At 38.2% G+C, this 25,419-nt stretch carries 19 protein-coding genes; 8 read left to right on the forward strand and 11 right to left on the reverse strand.

All coding sequences use genetic code 11. The features are described 5' to 3' along the window. Positions 1–27 precede the first annotated feature (27 nt). From ABOO_RS04615 to ABOO_RS04630, 4 genes are read left to right on the forward strand one after another with little or no spacing between them, the layout of a single operon-like run. On the forward strand, positions 28–2,334 hold the full coding sequence (locus ABOO_RS04615) for an adenosylcobalamin-dependent ribonucleoside-diphosphate reductase (RefSeq protein ID WP_008086411.1): 2,307 nt from the start codon (positions 28–30) through the stop codon (positions 2,332–2,334). A gap of 35 nt (positions 2,335–2,369) precedes the next feature. Then, positions 2,370–3,719, forward strand: a complete 1,350-nt coding sequence (locus ABOO_RS04620; protein ID WP_012997257.1) for a signal recognition particle protein Srp54 — start codon at positions 2,370–2,372, stop codon at positions 3,717–3,719. After that, positions 3,716–4,285 (forward strand): tRNA (pseudouridine(54)-N(1))-methyltransferase TrmY, encoded by a 570-nt coding sequence (trmY, locus tag ABOO_RS04625; RefSeq protein ID WP_012997258.1) that lies wholly within the window; start codon positions 3,716–3,718, stop codon positions 4,283–4,285. The genes ABOO_RS04620 and trmY overlap by 4 nt, the downstream gene beginning before the upstream one ends. After that, positions 4,282–5,208 (forward strand): radical SAM protein, encoded by a 927-nt coding sequence (locus tag ABOO_RS04630; RefSeq protein WP_012997259.1) that lies wholly within the window; start codon positions 4,282–4,284, stop codon positions 5,206–5,208. The genes trmY and ABOO_RS04630 overlap by 4 nt, the downstream gene beginning before the upstream one ends. Here the strand turns inward: ABOO_RS04630 and ABOO_RS04635 are convergent. Together ABOO_RS04635 and ABOO_RS04640 are read right to left on the reverse strand one after the other, a co-directional pair. Further along, positions 5,195–7,039 carry an ABC transporter permease gene (locus ABOO_RS04635; protein WP_012997260.1) on the reverse strand — a complete coding sequence of 615 codons (1,845 nt, stop codon included), beginning with the start codon at positions 7,037–7,039 and terminating at the stop codon, positions 5,195–5,197. The two genes, ABOO_RS04630 and ABOO_RS04635, sit on opposite strands and share 14 nt — an antisense overlap. After that, positions 7,036–8,628 carry an ABC transporter permease subunit gene (locus ABOO_RS04640; protein WP_008084310.1) on the reverse strand — a complete coding sequence of 531 codons (1,593 nt, stop codon included), beginning with the start codon at positions 8,626–8,628 and terminating at the stop codon, positions 7,036–7,038. The genes ABOO_RS04635 and ABOO_RS04640 overlap by 4 nt, the downstream gene beginning before the upstream one ends. Before the next feature lie 83 nt (positions 8,629–8,711). On the opposite strand from ABOO_RS04640, the gene ABOO_RS04645 reads away from it, so the two are divergent. Next, complete coding sequence (locus tag ABOO_RS04645; protein ID WP_236614148.1) at positions 8,712–10,463, forward strand: DNA-directed DNA polymerase; 1,752 nt, start codon at positions 8,712–8,714, stop codon at positions 10,461–10,463. Here ABOO_RS04645 and ABOO_RS04650 read toward each other — a convergent pair. The 4 genes from ABOO_RS04650 to ABOO_RS04665 are packed head-to-tail and all read right to left on the reverse strand — an operon-like array spanning position 10,447 to position 18,183. Next, positions 10,447–11,940: a DUF5591 domain-containing protein gene (locus ABOO_RS04650; protein ID WP_008084299.1), complete on the reverse strand. Its 1,494-nt coding sequence runs from the start codon at positions 11,938–11,940 to the stop codon at positions 10,447–10,449. The genes ABOO_RS04645 and ABOO_RS04650 overlap by 17 nt on opposite strands. A 4-nt stretch (positions 11,941–11,944) precedes the next feature. Beyond that, positions 11,945–16,741 carry an RING finger protein gene (locus tag ABOO_RS04655; RefSeq protein WP_236614147.1) on the reverse strand — a complete coding sequence of 1,599 codons (4,797 nt, stop codon included), beginning with the start codon at positions 16,739–16,741 and terminating at the stop codon, positions 11,945–11,947. 11 nt (positions 16,742–16,752) lie between these two features. Continuing rightward, the gene (gene ftsZ, locus ABOO_RS04660) at positions 16,753–17,799 is read right to left on the reverse strand and encodes a cell division protein FtsZ (protein ID WP_008084208.1); all 1,047 of its coding nucleotides are present in this window, start codon (positions 17,797–17,799) and stop codon (positions 16,753–16,755) included. After that, positions 17,800–18,183, reverse strand: a complete 384-nt coding sequence (locus ABOO_RS04665; protein ID WP_236614146.1) for a ribbon-helix-helix domain-containing protein — start codon at positions 18,181–18,183, stop codon at positions 17,800–17,802. 72 nt (positions 18,184–18,255) lie between these two features. Between ABOO_RS04665 and ABOO_RS04670 the strand changes: the two genes are divergently transcribed. Next, a complete protein-coding gene (locus tag ABOO_RS04670; protein ID WP_012997262.1) occupies positions 18,256–18,912 on the forward strand; it encodes a t-RNA-binding domain protein in 657 nt (218 codons plus the stop codon). Here the strand turns inward: ABOO_RS04670 and ABOO_RS04675 are convergent. After that, on the reverse strand, positions 18,895–20,235 hold the full coding sequence (locus ABOO_RS04675; protein ID WP_012997263.1) for a tRNA(Ile)(2)-agmatinylcytidine synthase: 1,341 nt from the start codon (positions 20,233–20,235) through the stop codon (positions 18,895–18,897). The genes ABOO_RS04670 and ABOO_RS04675 overlap by 18 nt on opposite strands. Before the next feature lie 64 nt (positions 20,236–20,299). Here ABOO_RS04675 and ABOO_RS04680 point away from each other — a divergent pair, with 64 nt between their 5' ends. Next, positions 20,300–20,473 carry a DNA-directed RNA polymerase subunit K gene (locus ABOO_RS04680; RefSeq protein ID WP_008084277.1) on the forward strand — a complete coding sequence of 58 codons (174 nt, stop codon included), beginning with the start codon at positions 20,300–20,302 and terminating at the stop codon, positions 20,471–20,473. Here ABOO_RS04680 and ABOO_RS04685 read toward each other — a convergent pair. The 4 genes from ABOO_RS04685 to ABOO_RS04700 are packed head-to-tail and all read right to left on the reverse strand — an operon-like array spanning position 20,466 to position 23,214. After that, positions 20,466–21,698: an MBL fold metallo-hydrolase gene (locus tag ABOO_RS04685; protein WP_008084226.1), complete on the reverse strand. Its 1,233-nt coding sequence runs from the start codon at positions 21,696–21,698 to the stop codon at positions 20,466–20,468. The two genes, ABOO_RS04680 and ABOO_RS04685, sit on opposite strands and share 8 nt — an antisense overlap. Positions 21,699–21,729: 31 nt before the next feature. Next, positions 21,730–22,299, reverse strand: a complete 570-nt coding sequence (locus ABOO_RS04690; protein ID WP_236614145.1) for a potassium channel family protein — start codon at positions 22,297–22,299, stop codon at positions 21,730–21,732. Next, positions 22,290–22,862: a potassium channel family protein gene (locus tag ABOO_RS04695; RefSeq protein WP_008084254.1), complete on the reverse strand. Its 573-nt coding sequence runs from the start codon at positions 22,860–22,862 to the stop codon at positions 22,290–22,292. The genes ABOO_RS04690 and ABOO_RS04695 overlap by 10 nt, the downstream gene beginning before the upstream one ends. 40 nt (positions 22,863–22,902) lie before the next feature. Then, positions 22,903–23,214 carry a DUF134 domain-containing protein gene (locus ABOO_RS04700; RefSeq protein WP_012997264.1) on the reverse strand — a complete coding sequence of 104 codons (312 nt, stop codon included), beginning with the start codon at positions 23,212–23,214 and terminating at the stop codon, positions 22,903–22,905. 135 nt (positions 23,215–23,349) lie between these two features. Between ABOO_RS04700 and ABOO_RS04705 the strand changes: the two genes are divergently transcribed. After that, positions 23,350–25,413 (forward strand): sodium-translocating pyrophosphatase, encoded by a 2,064-nt coding sequence (locus ABOO_RS04705; protein ID WP_008084272.1) that lies wholly within the window; start codon positions 23,350–23,352, stop codon positions 25,411–25,413. The last annotated feature ends 6 nt before the right edge of the window (positions 25,414–25,419 follow it).

A 25,419-nucleotide genomic window follows, 5' to 3' on the forward strand; every position in this document is an offset into this window, starting at 1 on the left:
TTTATCTCACAAGCCCATATATGAACAATGCCAAGCTTGATAAAGAAGAGAAGTGGAGATTATGTGCTTTACGATAGAAAGAGAATAGCTAATGCCATAAAAAAAGCGTTCTTGGAAACTGGAGAAGTTGACACTCCAGAAGAGATTGCAGACGAACTATCTAAAATTGTTGAAGAGAGAATACAGAAATACGAGATACCCTCTGTGGAGCAAATTCAAGACGAGGTTGAAAAGCTACTCATGGAGAAGAAGTACACGCGCACTGCCAAGGCCTACATAGTTTATCGTGAAACAAGAAAGAAGGTACGGGAAGCAAAGAAGATACTCGGAGTGGAGGATGACCTCAAATTAACTGTGAATGCGATAAAAGTGCTTGAAGCCAGATACTTGCTTAAAGATGAGAAGGGAAAGATTATTGAAACACCAAGGCAGATGTTCTACCGTACGGCAAGATATATAGCTCTCGTGGATGCATTATATTTTGATGAGGTTTTTGATTTAAGCGGTAAGCAAAAGAGGAGAAATGAGGTTTTCGCAGGAAAGAGCAATTTAGGCGTTTATGAAATGGATATGCTAAAAAGAGCGTATAGAAGATTGAATTTTAAAGGGCATATGAAGGTTGATTTCTCAGAATTTATTCGCATTTTGAATGATAAATGGGATATTATAGAGGAGCGGATTAAGGAATTCTACTCTATAATGGTAAACCGCTATTTCATACCAAATTCTCCAACACTTATGAACTCAAATACTCGCTTAGGCCAGCTAAGTGCGTGCTTTGTTTTGCCGGTACCGGATAGCATAGAGGGCATATTCAATGCAGTGAAGTATGCGGCGATGATACACAAGAGTGGAGGAGGTACAGGATTCTCCTTTTCTAGATTGCGCCCCAAGGGAGATATAGTGGCTAGCACTATGGGAGTGGCCTCGGGGCCACTATCTTTCATGCGTGTGTTCGATGTAGCCACAGATGTGATAAAGCAGGGGGGAAAGAGAAGGGGAGCGAATATGGGGGTGCTAAGTGTGCACCATCCGGACATACTGGAGTTCATCACCTCCAAGGATTCTGAGAATAAAGTGCTTAGCAATTTCAACATAAGCGTGGCGGTGACGGACGAGTTTATGGATGCGTTGCTCAGAGATGATTACTATCCACTTCGCAATCCCAGAAATGGGGAGGAAGTGAAGAGAATCAAAGCAAGGCAAGTTTGGGACCTGATAATAACGCAGGCGTGGAAGACAGGAGACCCGGGAGTGATATTCATAGATGAGGTGAATAGAAAACATCCTGTAAAGCATTTGGGGGAGATAGAAAGCACGAATCCCTGTGGAGAGCAGCCCTTATTGCCATACGAGTCCTGCAATCTCGGCAGCATAAATCTATCGCTCTTCGTCGAGAACGGAAAGATAAAATGGGACAAGTTGCGTAAAGTGATCCATATAGCTATTCATTTTCTTGATAATGTGATAGATGCGAATAGATATCCACTGCCCCAGATAGAGAGAATGACTCTTCTTACACGCAAGATAGGCCTGGGGGTTATGGGCTGGGCGGAGATGCTGATAAAGTTGGGCATACCGTACGATAGTGAAGAGGCAGTAGAGCTTGCGGAGAAGGTAATGAAGTTCATAAATGAGGAATCGCACAGGGCGAGTATGAAACTTGCGGAGAAGAGGGGAGTGTTCCCGGCGTGGGAAGGTAGCGAGTGGTGGAAGAAGGGAATGAAGATAAGAAATGCAACCACTACCACGATAGCACCTACAGGCACGATAAGCATAATTGCAGGCACTTCTTCCAGCATTGAACCCCTGTTCGCCATTGTCTATGTACGCAGGGTACTTGAGGGTGAGGAATTATTGGAAATAAATCCATTATTTGAGGAAATTGCAAAGAAAAGGGGCTTTTATTCCGAGGATTTGATGTTGGAAATTGCAAAATCTGGTAGCATTCAAAATTTGGATGTGCCTGAGGATGTGAAGCGAATATTTAAAACAGCACACGATATTGGGCCCTCTTGGCATGTTGCTATGCAAGCAGCATTCCAAAAATATGTGGATAATGCAGTTAGCAAGACTGTGAATTTAAGGTACGATGCCACTCCGGAGGATGTTGAGAAAGTGTATATGCTTGCTTATCAACTCAAATGCAAGGGTATAACGATTTACAGGGACAAAAGCAAGAAAGAGCAGGTTATAGATAAGGCAGATAAGGCCATAGAAGGAATATTAAAAAGAAAAGAGAAGGAGCTGCTTCAGGTGAAATTATTTCCGGAGGAGTATGTGAAACTAGATTCTACAGAAACAGCAGCTTGCAGGGATGGAACTTGTGACTGAGGAAAACTTTTAAATGTGCCGTGCATTAAAGGTTTATGCTTGATTCTTTAGGCGAGTCGCTCAGGAATACAATAAGAAAAATATCAAAAGCGGGGTATGTGGATGAATCTTTAATCAAGGAGGTTGTAAGGGATATTCAAAGAGCTTTGCTTCGGGCTGATGTTGAAGTTCATCTAGCCTTAAAGCTTTCAAAGAATGTAGAGAGAAGGGCTCTCGAGGAAAAACCTCCCAGTGGGATGAGTCATCGTGATTTTTTAATCAAGATAATCTATGAAGAGCTCGTTGCTATTTTGGGGAAGGAGAAGGAGGTGGCATTAAAGCCGCAGAAGCTCATGCTCGTTGGCTTGTATGGACAAGGTAAGACAACCACCGCTGGAAAGCTTGCAAGGTATTTTCACAAAAAGGGTCTAAGCGTGGCTTTGATTGCCTGTGATGTGCATAGGCCTGCCGCCTATGAGCAATTGAAGCAAATAGGTGAGCAGCTCAATGTACCCGTATTCGGCATTCCTGGAGAGAAAGATGCAAGAAAGATTGCTAGAGAAGCGGTAAAGAAAATGAAGGATTACCAAGTTCAAATTTTTGATACTTCTGGCAGGCATGCTCTTGAGGATGATTTAATCGAAGAGATAAAAGATTTGAAAGAAATAATTCAGCCAGATGAGATTTTCTTGGTTTTGGATGCTACAATAGGGCAGCAAGCTGGAAAGCAGGCAAAGGCCTTTCACGATGCTGTTGGAGTCACAGGGGTAATAATTACAAAGATGGATGGAAGTGCAAAGGGAGGAGGTGCCTTGAGTGCAGTGGCTGCCACAGGAGCACCGGTAGTGTTTATTGGGACTGGCGAGCATCTTGAGGACTTAGAGCATTTCAATCCAACACGCTTCATATCCAGATTGTTAGGTATGGGTGATTTAGAAACTTTACTTGAAACCGCAAAAGAATTAGAGTTAAAGGAAGAAGAAGCAGAGAAGGTAATGGAGCGCATGATGAGTGGAAAGTTCAATCTAAAGGATATGTATGAGATTTGGGAGCAGATGGCAAAGCCCGGACTTTTGCAGAAAATTCTTTACTCTCTACCATTTTTCAAGATGGGGGATATAGATAAAGGAATGGTTGAGGAAAGCGAGGAGAAATTGAGAAAGTATAGAATAATAATGGATTCTATGACATACGAGGAATTAGAGAATCCTGAAATAATAAAATCCTCAAGGATTAAGAGGATTGCCAGGGGAAGTGGAAGAAGTGAGCAGGAAGTGCGCTCTTTGCTCAAAGAGTATAACAGGATGAAAAAGACAATGAAGCAGATGCGCGGAAATCGTAAATTGATGAGAGCTTTAAGAAAGCAATTAAAAAGTGGAGATTTTGATATGTCGGGATTCACATGAGAGCTTTTTTAGTTATAGGGCACAAATTTAAAGGGGAGATAAATTTAAACGACCTTCCTGGCTCTGGGAGAATAGATGTTATTGCAAGATGCATAAATGCTGCCATATTTCTCTCCCACAACATAAGGAGAGATGTTCTATTCTTCGCTTACTTCCCACAAATCAATGCTCGTTTACGAATTGATTCCTCGCAAGTTAAGTATTTAAATCCCGATGAGAGAAGCACAGCTGCCTTAATAAGAAATGCCATTTTAAAATTAGGAGAGAGTGAGATTAAGAGTTCTCCAGGATTTTACATAAAAAGGGCTAGTTTTGAAGAAGTTTTAAATGAAATTGCAGAAATAGGCAATGTATATTATTTGCGTGAAGATGGAAAGGACATAAGGGAGCTGGAGTTTCCGGCTAATGCATCCTTCGTATTGAGCGACAGCGTAAATATGAGTGAAGATGAAGAGAAGCTTGTGGATAAATATGCGGATGATATCGTAACTGTGGGGCCGAAGATCATACTAGCTTCTCACGCCATATCCATTGTGCATAACGAGTTAGACAGGCGATTTCCATGATTCGATTATCCTATGGTACAGCGGTTAAAATGGGTTTAAAAGAAGGAAAGATGCTTGCAGAACCTACAACTGCTTACATAATGCTCGGGGAGAGATGCATATCCAATTGCCTATTTTGTGCTCAAAGAAGAGAAGGCAGAAAAGAAGGTTATTTATCACGAGTTTTGTGGCTCTCCTATACGGATGAGGTTCTTCGCAATTTAAGAGGATTCTCACGAGTGTGCTTTCAAACTCTTGATTATCCTGAGGTTGTGAATGATTTGAGTTCCCTACTTCCCCTATTGCCTTCCATTCCTGTTTCAGTTTCTATAGTTCCTATTTCTAATGAGGATATGAAGAGGTTAAAAGAGGAAGGTGTTGAAATTATCAGTATTGCATTGGACGCTGCTACTAAGGAAATATTTGATGATGTTAAAGGGTACAAAGTCGGAAATCGCTTCACTTGGGAAGGGCATTGGAGAGCTTTGAAAGATGCAATTAAAATTTTTGATTCTGTGAATACACATTTAATTGTTGGATTGGGAGAGAGTGATAAAGCATTGTACAATATTATGGCGAGATTGAGTGATATGGGAATATCCATAGCTTTATTCGCTTTTATGCCAGTTTTTGGAGGAAAGCAACCATCATTGCATAGATACCGGGTTATACAATTAATGCGTTATCTTTTTTCGAGGAACTACAGAAATTTTGCAGAGTTTGAAGATGAAAGAGTCATGGAAATCATAGTGCCGGAGGAAGAAAGGAAAAATATTATGAGAGGAATACCTTTTCTAACCTCTGGATGCCCGGGATGTAATCGCCCTTTTTACAACGAGAGACCTGGGGGAAAGATTTACAACTATCCATTTTTACCAAAGAAGAATGTGGCAAGGGAATTGATTAAAGAATGCGAAGAATATGCTAAAATTATTTGGATTTAGTTTCCTCACCAATAGTTCTTGCTTCCAAGGAGAAAATGTATTGTGAGGCATAGATCTCGTGGGATAGGAGATATGTTGAATAAACTATTGCCCATAGAGCTAGGAGCGGAGGTACAATAAGCCACCATTTATCCCAGTACCCTGTAAAATACGCGTTTGAAATCATCCATCCCCAAGTTGGAACCGTATAATTTCCAAATCCCAAGAATGATATGCCTACTTCAAGCAATAGTGCCATGGTCACTGCACTAAGGGCATATACTGTCGATATTCCCTTTATTTCTGGAAATATGTGAACTAATATTATTCTCCAGTGTCCAGCTCCTGATAATTTTGCGCTTTCTACGAATGCCTTTTCTTTAACAACCTTCGTATAATTTCTAACAGCTCTTGCTTCCAAGGGTGAGAGTGCAAATATGGAAGCCCATATAGTTGCTTCTATGTGATGAGATATGCCAAACAAATAAATCATAAGAGCTGCATAGCCGATCGCAGGTATGAACAGAAAAGAATCTGAGAGAAGAAGCAGTAATTCATCAGTAGTCCCGCCGAAATATCCTGCAATCACTCCCCAGAGTGTACCTAAGAGAAGAACTATTGCTCCGCTTACAAATGCAATATACAACTCGCTTCTAAAGCTCCATAGGAGTTGAGAGAAAACATCCCTTCCGGCAAAATCGGTGCCCAGGATATATTTTTTACTTGGTGGTAGAGGAGTTATCATCTTTCCAGAATAGCTGTACTGTTGGACATCTTTTTGATTTTCCAAAATAGCTAAAAGATAGGTTGTATGTGACATCTCTGTAAGGAGGATGTTGTATACATTCACATCTTTTCCCCACTGGATAGCTCCATCTGTTAGTATAAATCCTATTTTTCCATTTTTGAAAATCACTCCTATGCCATCTATAAACGGGCTTGCTACATATTTCTTTACATCATCAACTTTCCAAGAAAAACCGTTTTTGAGGACATCCACCTTCCCAAACACGCCAGATGGAGAATAAGCAAAAAGAATCCCTCCACGATACTCTAAGGATGTAATTTCACATGGCATTTGTATATCTGCCCTCTTGCTTCCATTTTCTATGGATAATGCCTCTATTTCGTTATGAGAAGCTATGTATAATTTATCGTTTCCATAGATGGGCAAGAATATTGGATTTGATGTGAAATTTCCTCTTTTCTCCCACACAATTTTTCCATTGGATGTTATATCAATGATTTTATCGTGAAAGGATACAAAAATATGGTTGTAATCATAATGCAATCCTAAGGGTTTTTGATGCGCTACAATGTGCCATAATGGCTTTGTAGAGAATCCGTAAGGGCTGTATTGGAATGCGTATAAACCTGTGCTGTTGTAAGTAACAAACCCTGTAAAAGAAGAGAAGGGCGGATTGAGAATGTAGATAGAAACAGTATCGTTTATAGGGTATCTTACAAGAGCGGTGCCTGAAAATACATAGATATAATTTTGGTTGTAAAACACAGGAAAGCCATGGGGATATATTCTAAGAATCTTTATGTCTGAATAGTTTTGTAATGGTAAATTCTCTTCAAATGTGATATTATGGTTCAGAATATTGTAATATATGAATTCAGAACTCTCGGTTATCATATAAAATTCATCTTCATAAGCGTTCATTCTAACTATTTTATAAGGAAATGAATAATTGGCAACTATTTGGGGTACAAATATATCTGTAGGTGGGGCTCTATAGCTCAGAGGTGGCCGTAGAGGCATTATGGGTACTAGGAGAGCAATAATTATGTAAGTGATAATCACGGCAATAGCGACTTTTCCCTTGAGAGATACTTTCAGTTTCATCTTCTCACCCTTGGATCAAGGAAGTAAATCACAATGTCTGAGAATATAGAAGCGGCTATCATTACTAATGAGAAATATATAATTGCAATTTGAATCTGAAATGGATTGCCGTTTATTGTACCTTTGAATAGAATTAGCCCAATTCCCTTTATGTGAAATATAACTTCTAAGAACACCTGTGCTGTCAAGATCCATCCAAAATTCAGCACCAAATCTGTCATTGTAGGAATCATTGTACTTTTCTTTATGAATTTCTTAATCCTCTTTGGAGTTAATCCCACTGCCTGAAATGTTTTAACATAGGGCTCCATGTATTCTCTGTTGGCTATAGAATGGGCTATCAAATAAGGTCTAGCAATGGTTAAAAGTGAGAGAATGAGAGAAGCAATAATGATTCTTATTCCCTCTTGCCACCCATTTGTAGGAGAAACTAGAGCATCGTATAATAAAGGCCAGTTCTGGAATGTTTGTAAAATAACTAAAGATGCGTAGAAGGTTGGTATAGAGTATAAAGCTAAAAATATGGCAGCATATATGTCTAAAGAGCGAGGGCTCTTTTTGCGGATGGCCAAGTAGAGTGATGAGAAATATGTTATCACTGTAGTTAATATGAATATTGTGAGAGACACAATAATGGCATTTTTAAGGTCTATGGGCTGTGTACCCCAGTTTACTCCCTTTGTTATTCCCCCCGTTAAAATTAGATGCCACCAGTTCAAGTACTGATCATACCAAGGTCTGTCAAGGTGATAGTATTTTATTATATAGAATCTCATAACTATATCTGATATCCCCCCAACTCTAACCTGTGGGGGTGGACCAAAAACCCAAAGAATGTAAAATAGGATGGTCAGGACTATAAAAAGTGCAAATAAATTTCTGAGTGTGCTCCTTATAAGAAGTTTTATACCTTTAACACGCCCCCCTCTAAATTTATATGCTATAAATACAAACACACCAATTAATGCGGCCAAGAATGAATAGGCATAAATGCTCATCCGGTAATAGTATTCCTCTCTGAATTTTATGATAATGGAGCTATCAAATCTCCCTTTAATTTTATTCTTCTCAGTAATTGAATCAATTAGATTGCTCTGTAGAATAGTATCGTTTTTCGGAAGGGCTATTGAGAACATACCTGAAACATCAGGAAGGCTTATCTTTAGAGTATGGTCATATGTGCCATTTAAATAAAATGTGAAATTAAAGCTTATAGCGTAATATGATGAAGTGTTTACAGGCATAGGAAAACTATAATTCTCATACTTGTGTATCCCTTTTAAATTAACTATGGGATTTCTTCCATCTATAGTTAGGTTATGAAAAATCAAAAAATAATTTCCTGCAGGTGTGAAATTTAATTTCATCATATTTTCATCAAGCAACTTTAAAAATTCCGAGAAATCCAGGTATCCAGAATGGTCTTTATCGTACTCTTTTTTTAATTGCGGAGAGAAAATCTGTTTTATAAATATATGTCCAGAGTATCTATCTTTAATTTCAGAATTAATATTTGAGTTTTTAGCGTGAATTGAAGGTATTAGCAAGATTGAAATTATGAAAAGTACAATGATAATCTTTTTAATCATTAAGGAAGGGGATGATTTCAGAGAAGATAAATTTAACTATAAATTTGGCAAAAAAATTAATATTTTTAAAGAGATTTGTAACTATGAGAACTTTGTATTTCAAAACTCTTGCGAAAACTGAGAGCGGATATATAAATCCAAAAAAAGATAGCATTTATATGCTTGCTCTACAAACCAATAATATTAGGATTTTAAAAGGAAATGAAAAAGATATAATAGAAAAATTCGTAGAAATTTTCAATGAGTACAATCCTGATCGAATTGTTGGATTTAAACAGGATACCGAAGATTTCCCGTTGCTCTACGAAAGGGCTAAGAGATATGATATAAATTTAAATCTTGGTAGAGATGGGAGTGCTATAGATTTTTCTGGGAAATATTTTAGGGGTATAATTCTGAAGGAAACAAAAATTCAAGGGAGAGAAAATATAGACCTATTTGCCATAGCTTGGCGCGATTTTCCGAGATTGCCTACCAAGGAAATAGACGAGCTTGCCAATGCTTTAGAAGTTAAGGGATTTGAGAGAATCCCCCAGTTCAGAATTAGGGAAAAGAGTGATGAAGAGTTGGAATCGTATTTGAAAAACTATGTGAAAATAATTGTAGAGATAGCGGATGCCATATTACCGTTTGAGGAGAGTATATCAGGTATATGTGGTATCCCAATTGACAGGCAAACGAGAATGACTGTGGGTGAATTGATAGATGTTGTTGTGGCCAGAGAGATGAAACGGAGAGGTATAGATAAGATGAAAGTGGGAAAATCCAAAAAGTATGAAGGGGGCTATGTATGGTTAAAGGAGCCAGGCGTGTATGAGAATATAACCTATCTGGATTTTCAAAGCATGTATCCCAATATCATTAAAGCGTGGAACATCAGCCCTGAAACTGTGGACATGGGTGGGGGCGAGGAAGTGGAAATTGAAGGTGTTAAACATAAAATAAAAAAAGATGTTCGTGGTGTTATTCCAGAACTTGTTGATGATTTTCTATCCAAAAGATTGGAGTTAAAGAGAAAATTGAAGGATAAGTACGATAAGAGAATTGACGCTGAGCAGAAGGCCCTGAAGGTCATGGCAAATGCTATGTATGGTTATATGGGCTGGAATGGAGCATCATATTACAATAGAAACGCCGCCGAATTGATTGCTGCTTTGGCTAGATATTACATAAAGAATGTGCAGAGAATTATAGAGGAAATGGGAGGCACAATAATTTATGTGGATACTGATGGCATTCAATTTATTGGAGGAGATTGGAAGAAAATCATGAACAAAATCAACGATGAATATCCTCTAAATATTGAATTGGAGAGAATAGTGCAGCGGGGAGTTTATTGGACTAAGAAGAAGTATGCACATCTTTATGATGGTAAGGTAACTGGTGTAGGGGTAGAGTATATAAGGAGAGATTACCCCAAGATAATAAAAGATGCACAGAGGCAAATTGTAGAGCATTTGCTTAAAGGGAATGTAGAAAGAGCGAGGGAGCTCAGGAGAAAATATAGGAATATGATAAAAGAAGGTAAATTTGAAATTGAAGATATTGCGGTGGTTGAGCAGTTAACAAAGAAACCGGAGGAATATGAGAAAGCCACGAAAGCCAGCATAGCTGCTAAAATTTTGATGGAAAATTACGGGATTGAAGTGCATAGGGGAATGTACATTTACATAGCGATAGTAAAGGGAGTTGGAGGTCCAACATATAGGGCTAGGCCTATCGAAATGGTGAGAATTGAGGATTTAGATTTATCCTACTACCTTTCAATGTATGATGATACGATAAACAGAACATTTGAGCCCTTTAAAGTGTCTCCCACTAACCAGTGGTTTTGATTTTACCCCTAATCTTCACTGCCTTTCCCTTTTTCTGCTGGAGCATGTCAATATGGCTCATTTTTGCAATACCCCATCCCCTCAATTCATCCTCGTATACTACGGCTACTTCATCCTCTTCCCTTATATCTTCTGTTGAATTTAGAATACCTGCTGCAAAAACATCTCCCTCTGGATAAAAATCGTCTATGTATACGGTATATTTCTCATTTTTTGCCAAGCATTTTGCGGATTCTTCCGTGAGTGTTAGCATCCCCTTTTGAGGATTGTAACTGAATATTCTTTTCCTCTCTTTCCATATATTGAGCTGGTAGTATCTTCCCTTTATCTTTGCTTCATCCAATAACTCTTCGCAACATCCAAATTGGAATCTAGCCAAACTCTTGAAATTCTCTCTCTCAAGCACATTCCTTGGGATATGGTAATCCAATTTTTTTGTTGATTTTTCTAGTTCTTCATAATCCTTACCCCAAATTGTATGTGCTCCGAAATCATTTAGGATATCCTCTAAGAATCTCATGCTCTCTGGTAAAAATGATATTATTTCCTCGTATTCAAACTTTGAAAGATACCATTCTAAGGTATCCCTTATCAATTTCTTCTCCTCTTCGTACCAATGTCCTATCACAGGTATGTCATAATTTTGGGCGGGATAGAACCTTTCAAGCTCCCTTGGTACAAGGGCCAAAGGAGAGGTTAAGATTACCTCGTGCATGGTGGCTTTTATATGCTCTCTCATTTCTCTGTGCGATTTTGATATTGAATATGGCTTCTTAGCACTGCAGGGTATGAGAAGCAAATATTTAGCCCAAGACGGTTTTTTATACCTATCTTTCAAACGCCCGATCCATCTCCTCACATCGGGCCTATAAAGAGAGTCCAATGTTACAGCATTTATCTGAGGATTCCAAATGGGATAAAAATTTTCAATTAAAGAATAGTAGTTCATATCTAGATACCTCAATATTTCCTTGGCTTTGTTATCCGCTATGCTCTCTACAAGCTCTCTGAGCAATCCTTTTTTCAAAGCAATCTTTGTTTGAGAGATAATAAATTTTGATATTGGCGGGGCATCATCAATTCTTCCTACCAATGAATAATCTTCTATGTGCTCTAAAGAATCATCAAATATATCATACCCAAGATAAGTTAGGATAGGAATGAGATGAGGTGGAGCGCCCGGAGCGTAAAACAATTTATCAAATCCAAGTTTGTATCTGAGCTTAATAGTGTAATCTACAAAATTTGTAGTATTTCTTAAGCGAGAATTTATATGTGGTATCAGATAAATATCATCCGCAATTTTTATTTCTCCTTCGTTCATCTCTGGTGTGTAAAGTACATCCCTTCCAATTTCAAAATTAAGAAATTTGAATGTATTTCCATTGAATTCTATATCCTTTCCTGTCTCTAAGAGCAATGGAGTTTCCATCGTCCCTCTTGTAATTTTTGCTAATCCAAATCTTTTAACGAGCATAGAATCACTCGAAATTAAACGGAGTGCCGCATTTCAGACATTTTCCTGCTCTCTTCGCACAAGGCAAATGGTAAACTGCACCACAGGTATCGCATATTACAATGTCCATGCCTGGAAGTATCGTTCCTCTGCAGAGAGTGCATTTAACCTTTTCTTTATTCTTCTCGATATGGAAACCTTTCTTTGATATTTTGTACTCTACTTCAAATTCCTCCTCGTATTTCTTTCCATCAAATCTTTCATAACTAATTTTTACATTTATTTTTTCTCCCTTTCCTTCTGCAAGGAAGCTCTCAACAATTTCCTCGGAATCTTTTGCAATTTTCATTATTGTTATATCGCCCTCGGTCTTTAAAGAGCCGTTTAAGCTTAAGTGTACATTACGAGCATCCGTGCTACCTTCATTCCTAACTCTGATTTTTGCTAAATACTTATCATTTACCTTTTGAGTACTGTCTATGGCTACAACTAATTTCGGTTTGAGTTTTTCAATCTCATCCCAAATTTCATTCTCTATATCTTCCATAACTTTTATTCCCTTCTCCAAATCCTCCTGCGAGGATAAAGCATCCTTTAATCTTTTTATGTATGAATCCATATTCAACCCGAGAGAAATGGCGGATTTGATTAATTCTTTGAGTTCCATTGCCTTCTTGTTGAACTCTGCTACTCTATTGCGATACTCACCTACATACTTTATCGCATCTTCGTAAATTTTTATCGCACTCTCATAGTTCCCCTTTTCTACATTCTCTAAAATATTCCTTTCGTACTCTTCTGCTTTCTTTTTGCTGTACTTCATAACCATTTCTTTTGCCCTTGCTGCTCTATCTTTAGTGTATTCCTTAATATAAGTTTCAAAGTTCTTCTCGAGCTCTTCAAGCTCGCTCATGGCTATGTCATAATCCATATCATTTAACTCATCCATCAATTTTGATGCCCTATCTCTATAATCTCCCAAGTTCAATCCAAAAGTCTCAAATTTATTTAATTCATTCATGAATTCCTCGATATCGTCTCTTATTTTTTGTTTAATGATTTCAACCATCTTATCTTTAAGAGCTTCATAATATTCTAAAAATTCCTTCGGGCTATCTTTGAGCTTTTCTAATTTACCTCTCTCTTTATTCAAATCAATATTGGCCTTAATCTTTGTCTCTCCAATAATCTTACTCATCCTCTCAAACTCATCCATCTTATCCTTCATTATATTTGCAACTATGCTAAGCGCTTTCTCTTTGAGTTTAGGTATTAAGGAGTTTAAAGCAACGACATCTTTGTTTGCAAAGGCATTGTTTATCTCTTTGATATTATCTTCTAGTTCATCTCTCAAATCGAATTCTATGATGGGTTTTAGAATCTCTTCGTATCTCCTTCTATACTCTCCTATAAACTCTTCAATCTTCTTTCTTGCCTCCTTATGAGCTTCATTTACAAGCTTGAGTGCAGAATCATAATGTAAGCCCTGCAACTCTTTTTTTGCATTGGCGAGCGGGATTAGAACATTCCTCATATCTATACCAAGGGCTTTGCCCTGCTCAATATACCTTTTGATCTCTTTATTCTTATCCTTGATTATTTCAATTATTTTCTCAATATTCCAAAGCTTTTCACTAACATTCATGGCTTTGTCTATTGCTTCCCTGTACTTCTCATTCAAAAACAGGCTCTTAGCGTTTCTATACTCTGAAATAATATCCTTGGGTATTAGTCCCTGCATCTTTTTCATCTTCACATCCAGAGTTTTTAAAATTCCATAGGCAGTGTTTTTCTGCATACCTACATTTTCAATCTCTTCCATTGCATTCAAGGTGAGAGTCAAAGAATCCCTATAATTCCCTTTCTTCATAGAGGATTTTGCCCTAACAAGCATAGATTCTGCCGTGGTAATATTCTCACCCATTCTTCTCATTCTTGTTAATTCTAGTTCAACATCATTTATCATGCTCTCAATTTTCTCTTTAATCCCTTTCTCGATCTCTTTAGCCAAATCCTCGAGTCCCTTCTTTCTGTGTTCTATGTTCTCTGATTTTTCTAGCTCTTTAGCCCGCTCCAAATAGGGCTTTGTGTCAATTCCAAGGGATGAAGCTACAGTTATCAATCTTCCAATTCTGTTCTCCAGATCCATTAGTTTCATTTTCTCTCCATGTATCTTCTTTATCTCGCTCTCAAGGTTCTGGAGCATCGAGAAAGCTTCTTCTACATTCCCTTCCCAGAATTTCTCTTTGCTGGCAGCTATTGGGGAATCATCAACATTCACTCCCAAATCCCCCAAATCTGATATTAGCTTTTCAAGACGATTTACATAGTTATTGAAAATAATTTCAATGGATTTTTTTAATCTCTCAATAGTTTTCTTTCCTATCTCTTCCAGATTCTCATACTTTCTCTCCTTATATCTTATGAAGAAATCCTCTGTGATAGTTAAATAATCCTCTTTGAAATTGAAATCTCTCATAATCTTTCCTATACTCTCAATTTCCCTGCGAATCACATTAATTCTTCCTTCAATTTCAATTGATTTAGCTAAATCAAAACCATTCTTTATGCTCTCTTCAATATCTTCAAATTCATTGTTCTCTATTTTTCTTTCTATTTCCCTTATTAGCTCTTCCAATTTTTCAACATTGTATCCCAAATCTAAAAGCTCATTCTTTCTCTTCTCTAACTCATCTTTCATTGAGAGGGCTTTATTCATTTTATTCATTAGATCTTTAATTCTCTCATCAATCTCTGCAGTGTATTTTATGACATCCTGGTATCTTTTATCTTTTAAACTCTCTGCCGCCATATTTAGCATATCTATGATCCCGTTCTTTTCTAAATCTATCTTCATCTTACTGGCTTTATCTGCCGAATCCTTGACGGAATCATACGCTTTTTGAGCTAGGTTTTGAGAAAGGGATTCAATTATCACATTGCAATCTTTTAGATTTTTCTCAACATTCTCTAGGTCTTTTCTCTCCAAAGATTCTTTTGCTTTGTTTAAAAGCTCCTCTACCTTCTCCGTATCCTCTCCCAAATCTTTCAAAAATGAAATACTGGTTTCCGCTTCTTTAATCATTTTTTCATATTTCTCTCTCTCAATATTGAAAATTGAATCTTGGAGTTCTATAAAACTATCTAAAACTTTTTCAATTTCCCCCTTCTCTATAAGCTCGAAGACACTATTAATCTTTTTGTCTATCTCCTTCACCTTGTATTTCTTAAAATCTTCAAGTTTGTTTCTGATATCTTTGTAAATTCTATCGTATAATTTTTCTTCAATTTTTCTTAGCACGATTATGGAATCTTTGTAATTCTCATCCTTAAGAAGTTTTTCAACATTTTCCAGCTCCACTTTTATATCCCTCAAATCAATCTCTGCACTAATACCCTTGTTGAGTATTGAAGATAAATCATTGTACAATGTATTTGCTATATCTCTCAAACTGAATATAATCAATTTTTTAAGTTCGTCGACCATCTTTTCCGCATCTTCTGGATTTTTCTCCAGAGTAGCTTCAATATTCTCTATTTTATCTTCAACTCCTTCAAGTATTATATTCTCCTTTTTTAGTTCTTCATTGGATTTTTTAAGCTCTTCAATCTCTATTTTTAGCTGGGAATAGAGGTTCATTTTCCTTTCTAACATTTGAAGGGCTTTTAGGATGGTATCATACGCTTTTTTATGCTTTCCTATTTTGAGGAAGTTTTTGGCATTATCAATCATCCCTAAATAAGGTGAAATATCAATACCTTTCTTCTTAGCATCAAGTAGCTTATCTCTTGCATTCTTCATAAGTTCCAATACCTTGTGTAATTTTATCTTCTCAGCTTCTTCCGTTGCCTTTTTTACCAGTTCTACGGCATTATCAAGATCATCATTTTCATAAGCGATTTTTGCTTTGTTGAAGATTTCCATAGGGCCACTCATGTCCTCATTCATCTCTTCTCCTTCTCTAATCAAGAATTCTGATATGTCCAATAATTTTGTGAAAAACAGTTTAAAAGAATCTTTGGCAGATTCTAAAAATTCTTTCGATATCTTTATTGCGGATGAATAATCTCCAGATTCCAACGCACTGAGTGCATCTTTCTTCTTGTCCAAATCTATGGATAAAGAGTAATGGGCTGATTTTGCCAGATTTATAAGTTTATCCCCCTCTTTTATATTATTTTCAACAATATTTTTTGCAGAACTTTTTATCCTCTCCTCTATCTTTTTAAGTTGTGCAAGAACATCCTGAGGATTTCCCTCTATTTTATCGATCTCGTCCCTTACCCATTCAAAACCTTCAATACTTACTACTTTAGCTAAAAGCTCTCTCTTTCTTCTCTCCACCACATTTTTTAATGAGGAGGATATTTTTTCATTTATATCTTGAAGAATTTTCAAGCTTGAAGCAAAATCTGAAGAGAACTTCGATCTCGCTTCTTCTAAGTATGCCTTTAATCTTGCAGAATCTTCAACATTACCGGATGATAGAATCTCATCAATTTTCTTTGCCTCATCTTCAAATATTTTTTCAATATCTTTCTGAATATCCTTGTAGAGATTTTCTAATAAGCTTAATGCCCTATCAAAATCTTTAACCTCGAAGGAGCTCTTTGCATTTTTTAGTTTTTCTTCATAACTCTTTGTGTTTTTGTAATTTTTAAGCGTTGCAATTCCCTGCTCAACATCTTTTATATATTTCTCGCATTTCTCTCTCTTCTCCTTGATTGCCTGTGCCTTCTTTACAAGCTCCCTCTCGATTTTTATCCCGCTAAGGTATGGACTTGGCAATTTCAAACCTCCTATACATTCATTCTCTTTCAAGATTTAAATTTTTACCTTTGAGATCTCTCCATCTCGTAAGTCTTCAAGCTCTTTACTTCATACTCTTCCCCAAGAATTGGGATTTTTATATCGGTCAAAAGTACCAGTACTCTCATTTTATTTTCAAATTGCGGATCTATCCTTGCCCCGATCATAAGATTTGCATTATCTTTCATCAAGGAGGATATGGCATCTACGGCGGAATATACGGCTGAAAGTGGTACATTCTCTCCCGTTGTAATATGTATCACACCCCCACTTGCTTTTGAGTAGTCCATGTCCATAATGAGAGGCCTGTTTAAAGCATCTACAACTATTTTCCTCGGATCACTGGCATCTCCTTCCCCTATTAGTATGGTGGAGTATCTTCCATTCTTCATTATCCTCTTCAAATCCTCCAGATCTATATTCATCAAAGATGGCTTGGTGAGAACATCCACAAAGGACATTATTGTATAGCTTATAAGCTGGTCCATAACAATGAATGCCTTTTTGATTGGTAAATTTGGGGCAATTTCCATAAGTTTGTCATTTTCCAAAACTATTAGTGTGTTGGATAATTCAACGATTCTTTTCAACCCTTCTTTTGCCTTTATGAACCTCGCTCTTTCAATCTTGAACGGCATGGTGGCTATCGTTATAACCAATGCTCCTTTTCTCTTTGCAATTTCTGCAATTATGGGAGTTGCCCCTGTGCCTGTGCCCCCTCCAAGCCCAGTTGTTAGAAAAACAATATCTATGCCATCAAATATATTTTCAAGCTCCTTTGATGCAAGGATTGCACTCTTTTCTCCTATTTCCACCAAGCCCCCAGAGCCCAAGCCCTTTGTGTATTTTTTCAAAAGAATCTTTTTATCTGCCTCAACAGTTCTTAGGTTATTTATATCTGTATTAATCGCCACAGTGGGTACGGATAGTCCTAATTTTTTCATCCTGCTTACAGCATTGCATCCAGCTCCGCCTATCCCCACAACCATGATATTAATTTTCTCCTCGTAGAGCTCCCGCTCAACAAGAGTGTATGAGGAAGCCCTTCTTATGAGGGATTCTATGCTCAATTAACTCTCACCCTCCACAATTTCTTTTTTAATTCCCTCTTCAATCTCCTTCTTTGCAAGAGTGGATATTTGTCTTCTAACATACTCCCTAACGGCTGTTCTTATTGCATCATCCATATCCACTGCCTCTCCTGCCTCCACGAGCTTGACTAGCATCGCAACAGTGCCCTTTGGCAGATCTACACTTATCTTCTCAATATTGCGAGGCGCAAATTTCTCAGCTAGAAAATTCTCAATTGCAGTACGAACAACCTCAGATAAATTTTTGAACTCACCACTCTTGACTAACTCTTCCATTTTTTCCGCCGCATTGCGGGAGAGCCTGATTGTAATCCTTATTGAATCGGACATTTTAACTGCCTCTTTCCATGTTTTGTCTGACAATAAGTATCACATAATGGGTATATATAATTTTCCCAGAGAAAAAGGTATTTACAGGTATGCAATAAGCCAATCATGGACACTGCGAACGACCCAAGGATTCTCATGGCTGAAAAGTGCACAAAGGATATGAAGAATCTATTCAATAATATGCGAGGTGTTGGCAAAGAAGCATCTAAAATCATGAATGATATTGAAAGAAAGATTTTGGAGATAAAATACTCTTATGCAGAGCTTGATGCTTTGCAATCCTTACTTAAAGAAATAGAATCAAAAATTTTGGAGCTTTATGAGCTTCTTGGCGGAAAAGAATGGGTGAATAGATTGAAAAGAGTGAATATTGATGATGGGAGAATTGCAAAGGTGAAATTTTGTATGAATATCCTCTATAATCTATCCTCACGCCTAAAACTGCCAGATGATCCTGCCTACGCTGTGGATATAAGAATTGGTGAGATTGATAGTGTTATGAAGCACCCTAAAGCAGATAAATTGAAGATTTGTAATGTGAATGTTGGTAGAGTTATAACTGTGGTGACGAATATTCAAAATGTAAAAGAGGGAGAGAAATTGCCCGTAGCATTGCTCCCTCCTGCAGAGTTTTTTGGTATTGTGAGTGAAGGTATGTTTCTCTCTCATAACTTTAAAGAAGGTGCTCCGGGAGAATTGCCAAAGTTGGACGAGGATGAGTTAAATAACGCTCGTAAAGAGGTTTTAAAATATCTTAAATGATTTCATTTCCTTTATTTTCAGGGGCATGGATAAATGCCTCCTTGCTATTACCGGGACCTCATACCATCTTTCTTTTATTTCCCTATCTAAAATCTTAAATTCTGCTGCATCCTCGGGAAGTTTTATTCTGCATTTCCTGCATCTGTATCCCTTGCCCCTTCCTAAACTCTCCATCCTCCTTCCGCATTTTGGGCATCTTGGATTTGCCACTTTAACTCTTATTTCTGCTAATCTCAAAATCCTTATTTTCTCAATGTTTATTGTTCTTGGCTCATCCCTAACGCTACCGTAAACTTCCACTTCATCTCCCACTTTCAATTTATTTATTGTATTCCTAAAATTCTTTGTGGGCTCGTAAGCAGCGCAGTCGATTTTTCCAGTTGAATCTTCAATTTGGAATATTGCATGACCCCCTTCAATTTTTCTTGCCTCTTTCACCACCTTTCCTCTTAAGATAACATTTTGATATTCTTTTACCTTCTTAATTCTTCTTTTTACTAGGTGCTCATCGGTACCTTGGTTTGTTAAGAATAGAAACCAAGCATTGTAAGGGGTGCTTTTTATCATGTCCTTTGCTTTTATTAGCTCTTCGGGCTCTAGACCTCTTATGCCAAAAAGCACAGGGGTTTTTGAATGGGGAGATATGGCCACATAATTGTTTTCATAATCATAATTGTCAAAAGTGTATCTTGTTTTTTTGTCCATCTCGATTACAGAATTTTCGTCAATGTATCGCTGCTCTTTCCATTTATCCTCCGGCAAGTAAGTTAGAAGCTCGTATGTAAACTTCCTGGCTCTCCAAGCTATTGATGCGGAAGCACCTATTATTCCCCTTCCATTTTTGAATTTGAAAAATTTTGCGTTATTCTCTTTTAAAACTCTCTCAACGAATTCGATATTCAAAACATTCCTAACTGCGTTCCAGTATAGCCATTCTGGAAGTTTTTTCTTAGAAATAACTATCCCTGGGTTAGTTGTGGGCTCTTCTAACACAAAATAATCTTTTAGGAGTGGAATTATATCATTTAAATCAAGTTCACCATCTTTCCCGTACTTGAAAGCGTATATTTTCTCTCCCTCTATCTCCCCCACAACCTTCTTCTCTCCATAGCCCTTGCCAACTCTTATGCATACGGCTCCATTTCCCCTTGTTTTCCAAGGTATGTTTGGATTCAACCTCACTAATCTTGGCGGGCCTATTAAATCCATACCTGAATCTTTTAATTTCTCAACGAGCACTTTTACGAGATATGTGGTGCACATTCCGTTGCGGGAGTCTGTATCGTCAATTCCAATATACACGCTCTTACATTCTCCTCGCATATTTGGATTTATCGTTAAAAAGCTTTATATATGAAAACCCATTAAACCACATCTGGTGGGTTTTATGGAGTACACAAGGTTTGAAAAGGCGCGCATAATCGGCGCTCGCGCATTGCAGATATCTATGGGCGCTCCTGTTCTTATTCATCTTCCTGAGAATATAGTGGACCCTTTGGATATTGCAATGTATGAGTTTGAAAAAGGAGTTATTCCCATAACTGTGAAGAGAGCTAAATAACGAAATCTTCACCGTTTTTTGGCATAATAACTTCAAATCCCCTATTTCTCAAATCTTTTGCAAGGGCTTCCCTATTGTCCCCGTGCATTAATATTATTCTCTCTGGAGAGCATTTTTCTGCAAATTCAATTAGCTCGGAGTGTCCAGCATGCGCGGAGAAATCAAAGAAATCTATATCCATATCAATTTTTTCCTTTACTCCATACAATTCAAGTATGCCTTCGTCCATTAGCAACCTTCCATTAGTTCCCTCCACTTGATAGCCAGTGAGCAGTATCCCGCTTTTTGGATCATTCTTTAGATGATTTATGTAATGTAACACAGGGCCTCCTTCAAGCATTCCTCCTGTTGCCACTATTACTTCTCCCTTCAGAGCTTTTCTCCTATCGCTTCTCCTTCGTACTATATGCATCTTGTTTCTCGCTTTTTTCAATTTCTTTGCAGATCTTAGATACTGTGGATTTTGCAGGAATAGATTTGTAACGAATCTACCCATCCCATCAACCCACACTTCAAAGTCGGTTTTTGCAAGTATTAGCATAATCTCTTGGGTACGGCCTACTGCGAATGCCGGCACTATGGCTTTACCTCCATTATCCACGATTTCTTCAATTTTTGCCAAGAAGTTTTTCTCAACTTTATCTCTTGGGGGGTGCTCTCTTCCAGCGTAGGTACTTTCCATTATGAGCACATCCGTTTTTACAGGCTTTGTGCCCCACACGAGATGTGTGTTAACAGTTTGAATATCTCCCGTGAACAGTATCGTTCTATCATCTTTAATCTCATACATTGCGCTTCCGGGTATGTGACCCGCACTGTGAGGTATAATATCCAATGAGCCAAGCTCTATTGTTTTTCCGTAATCTACATCTATGAGCCCATCAACGGTATTTTCTACCTCCTCCTTCGTGTATGGTATAGGAAAACCTTCAATGTTTGCAACTTTGATCGTATCGTTTAACATTAAGGGTAGCACAGAATTTGTTGGAGGTGTTGCATATATGTTTGCCTCATATTCCATAGCAATTCTCGGAACCATTCCAGAATGGTCTAAATGCACATGGGTTATGAATAAAGAATCCACAGGAGGGGCATGCATGGGATATGCGGGTGGCTTTGAAGGAGTTAGTCCATAATCAAAAAGAAGCCGCAACTCACCTATTTGCATATACAATCCGAGGCTTCCAACCTCCTCCGCACCGCCTAAGAATTTTGCGTTGATCATTTATATCCTCTTGCTTTACTCCATCATCTATTTAAAGTTTCTTATCCTCACCCTTGCAGAGTTTTATAAAGTGCTTTACACCTTCTAATGGTCCCTTTGCAAGAAGGATATCATCTGGTAATACTTTGGTGTTCTCAGTAGGCCCGAATATCCATTGCTTCCCCCTCTTTATCGCAATTACCCACATGCCTGTCTCGCTTGCAAGATTTAATTCTCCGAGAGTTTTATTTGCTAAAATACTGTTTTCCCTAACTTTTGCTCTAGTTATTGTAATATCACTCTCCTTGATACTCTCTTTTATCACGGGATGAGGTTCAATTCCACGGAGCACCACATCTGCAATTTGCACTGCCGAATCTGATATTGCCTCAATACTCGTTGCAAGGCGTATTAAAATTAAAGCAGGATAAGGATTTTTCTCCTCTATTGCCTGCTTTATTGCCTCTTCTTCAAGCTGGTAATACCTCTTATCAATTTTCTCTTCTAAGTATTTCACTTCTTCTGCAATCTCCTTATTATTGAATATCAACGCAGAGTAAGCCAAATCAACCATCAATTCTGATATATTTTTCATCTCAATTATCATCTCGCCTAATCCCAACTTTCCTCACCCCTTGCTACCCTGTCTAAGAATTCATAGCCATCCTCTGTGCCCCTTATTATGAGCAAATCATCCGCTTTTATCCTCACATGATCTTCTGGGTCGTAAATCCAGTTGCGTCCCCGTTTTATTGCTATTATTCTTACTCCACTCTCTACTTCAATATTTAATTCTCCTAAGGTTCTGTTTACTATGCTTGAATTGGGATAAACCTTGACCACATGTATCTTTTCATCAGCCTTCATAAACAAGCTCGGTAGAAAAGGCCTTGCAGTTATATCTAAATCGAGGAGATATGCAATATCCGCAGCTGCATTTGCCAGATTGTTGGATGAGTCAGCCATCTGCAATATTCCTGCAAGTTGTTCTGCCTCATCAGGGGTATTTGCAGCAAGCATGCTCACTATTCTTATCTTGTAGGTTAACTCGCTTATCTCTTTCTCCAATTTTTCCACTTCTTTTGCCAGGTCCTCACTATCTAAAATTATGGCTGAATAGGCCAAATCAACGATAAGCTCCGATTTTTCCTTGATTTCTACAAGCAAATCTTTGACATTTTCCATTGAGAATGCGTAGAAAATTAAAAGATATAATGTTTTCGCATCAATCTTGTCTTATGTAATAGTTCTCCCCTCTTATTTCTATGTTCCACCCATGCAGGATAGCCTCTACTATTTTCTTTCTTCCGCTCTTCAAATCATTCCATAAGGTTTTGCGGGAGATGCCCATCCTCGCGGCGGCCTCTTCCTGAGTTAATCCCTCAACATCCACTAAGCGTAAAGCCTCTAATTCTGAATAAGTAAGCACGACACTTTTGATGTAAGGACCACCAATTGGTGCATAGCTATTTACAGGGGGAACATACGAAATCCATCTAGGTCCTCTACGTCTCCCTCTTCTTCCATATCCTCTCATTAATTACACAAATGCGATTTAATATTTATGCATTTTGCAAAATGAGATATGCGTAATTATGCAAATTTATATGTCTCAATGTAAAAATTTATATGCCCAAATAATATATGCCCTTTGCTTTAAGGGTGATGGCGAATGATGGCATATGTTGCACTTGGAATAGGGCTCTTGTCCCTGTTAATAGCCTTCTTCTTTGCGATGTATGTGAGAAGGCAGGACGAAGGCAAGGGAAAGATGGTAGAGATCTCCGGATATATAAGGAAAGGTGCAATGACCTTTCTTAACAGAGAGTACAGGTATTTAACGGTGTACATAATTGTCGTATCTGTTTTTCTGTATCTGTTAAGTTTCATAAAGAACGGCGGTGTTAGTCCGTACACTTGGATGGCATTTGTTGTTGGAGCGATATTCTCTGCACTTTCAGGCAATATAGGAATGCGTATAGCCACTCTTGCAAATGTTCGAGCAGCGAAGGCCGTGGAGAAGGATATGCACTCTGGATTGAAAGTGGCGTTTTCCTCTGGGGCAGTGATGGGTCTAACTGTTGTGGGTCTAGGCCTATTCGGTGTAAGCTCAATGTATCTCCTGTTTAGTCATCTTGGCCCGTACGAGTTATCCAACATACTATTTGGATTCGGATTTGGTGCGAGCTCCATTGCCTTATTTGCAAGAGTTGGAGGTGGAATATATACAAAGGCGGCAGATGTGGGTGCTGATCTTGTGGGGAAGATAGAAGCTGGTATACCCGAGGATGATCCAAGGAATCCTGCCGTTATTGCGGATAATGTTGGCGATAATGTCGGCGATGTTGCAGGGATGGGTGCAGATTTATTCGAAAGTTATGTGGATTCTATAATTTCCGCAATAGCTATTGGTGTGTTATTTTCCGCTATAAATAGTGCATTAGTTTATCTTCCTTTGCTTCTAGCAGCCATTGGAATCATCTCCTCTTTTATCGGAGTGGGAGTTGTTGTTCTGATGCGTAACAAAGATCCGTCTAAGGCAATGAATACTGGTGTTATAACCAGTGCAGTTATAATGGTCCTTCTTTCCCTTATGATAATGTACTGGAATGGGGATTATAAGTTCGAAAGCTTAAACAAGGTAGTGCCTTGGTACAATATGTTCATTGCGCTTCTCGGTGGGTTAATAGCGGGTATAGTTATTGGATTCTCCACAGAATACTACACTTCAGATAAATACAAACCCACTAAGGATATAGCAAAAGCCAGTACCACGGGCGCGGCCACAAACTTAATAACCGGTATGTCAATTGGAATGCTGAGCACAGTTATTCCCGTTCTATCCATATCCGTTGCTATAATTATTGCATACATTCTTGCTGATCTCTACGGAATTGCTATAGCCGCTGTTGGAATGCTTAGCACATTGGGAATGACCTTGAGTATGGACACCTATGGACCTGTTGCAGACAACGCCGCAGGCATTGCAGAAATGGCAAATCTTGGAAAAGATGTTAGAGAGAGAGCTGAAGAGTTAGATGCTGTTGGAAATACAACAGCTGCCATAGGTAAAGGATTTGCGATAGGCTCAGCTGCCTTAACGGCACTTGCTCTATTTGCAACATATAACCAAACCCTTTCTGGTTTGGGACATAAAATAATCATAGATTTGGCAAATCCATCAGTGATGGTTGGAATATTCATTGGAGCACTTATGCCTTTCCTGTTCAGTGCTCTTGCACTTCTTGCGGTTGGACACGCTGCTGAGAATATGGTGGAAGAGGTTCGCAGACAGTTCAGAGAGATACCGGGGATAATGGAAGGCAAAGCAAGACCAGAATATGAGAAATGCATAGATATATCTACAAGGGCAGCAATTAAAAAGATGATTCTTCCAACGCTTCTCGCCATAATAGTGCCTATCATAGTTGGCGTGACTCCGGGATTGGGACCTGAAGCTGTTGGTGGGCTTCTGGCAGGCTCCATAGCTTCTGGATTCTTGCTTGCCATATACATGGCAAATGCTGGTGGTGCCTGGGATAATGCTAAGAAATTCATAGAAAAGGGCAATTTCGGAGGGAAGGGAAGCGATGCCCACAAGGCAGCAGTGGTTGGAGATACTGTGGGAGATCCTCTCAAGGATACAGCAGGACCTTCATTGAACATATTGATTAAATTGATGAGCATAGTGTCTCTTCTTCTAGCTCCGCTCTTTGTGCTAATATTGAGTCTGTGATAACTT

It is taken from the genome of Aciduliprofundum boonei T469 (assembly GCF_000025665.1).
Lineage (GTDB): Archaea > Thermoplasmatota > Thermoplasmata > Thermoplasmatales > Aciduliprofundaceae > Aciduliprofundum > Aciduliprofundum boonei.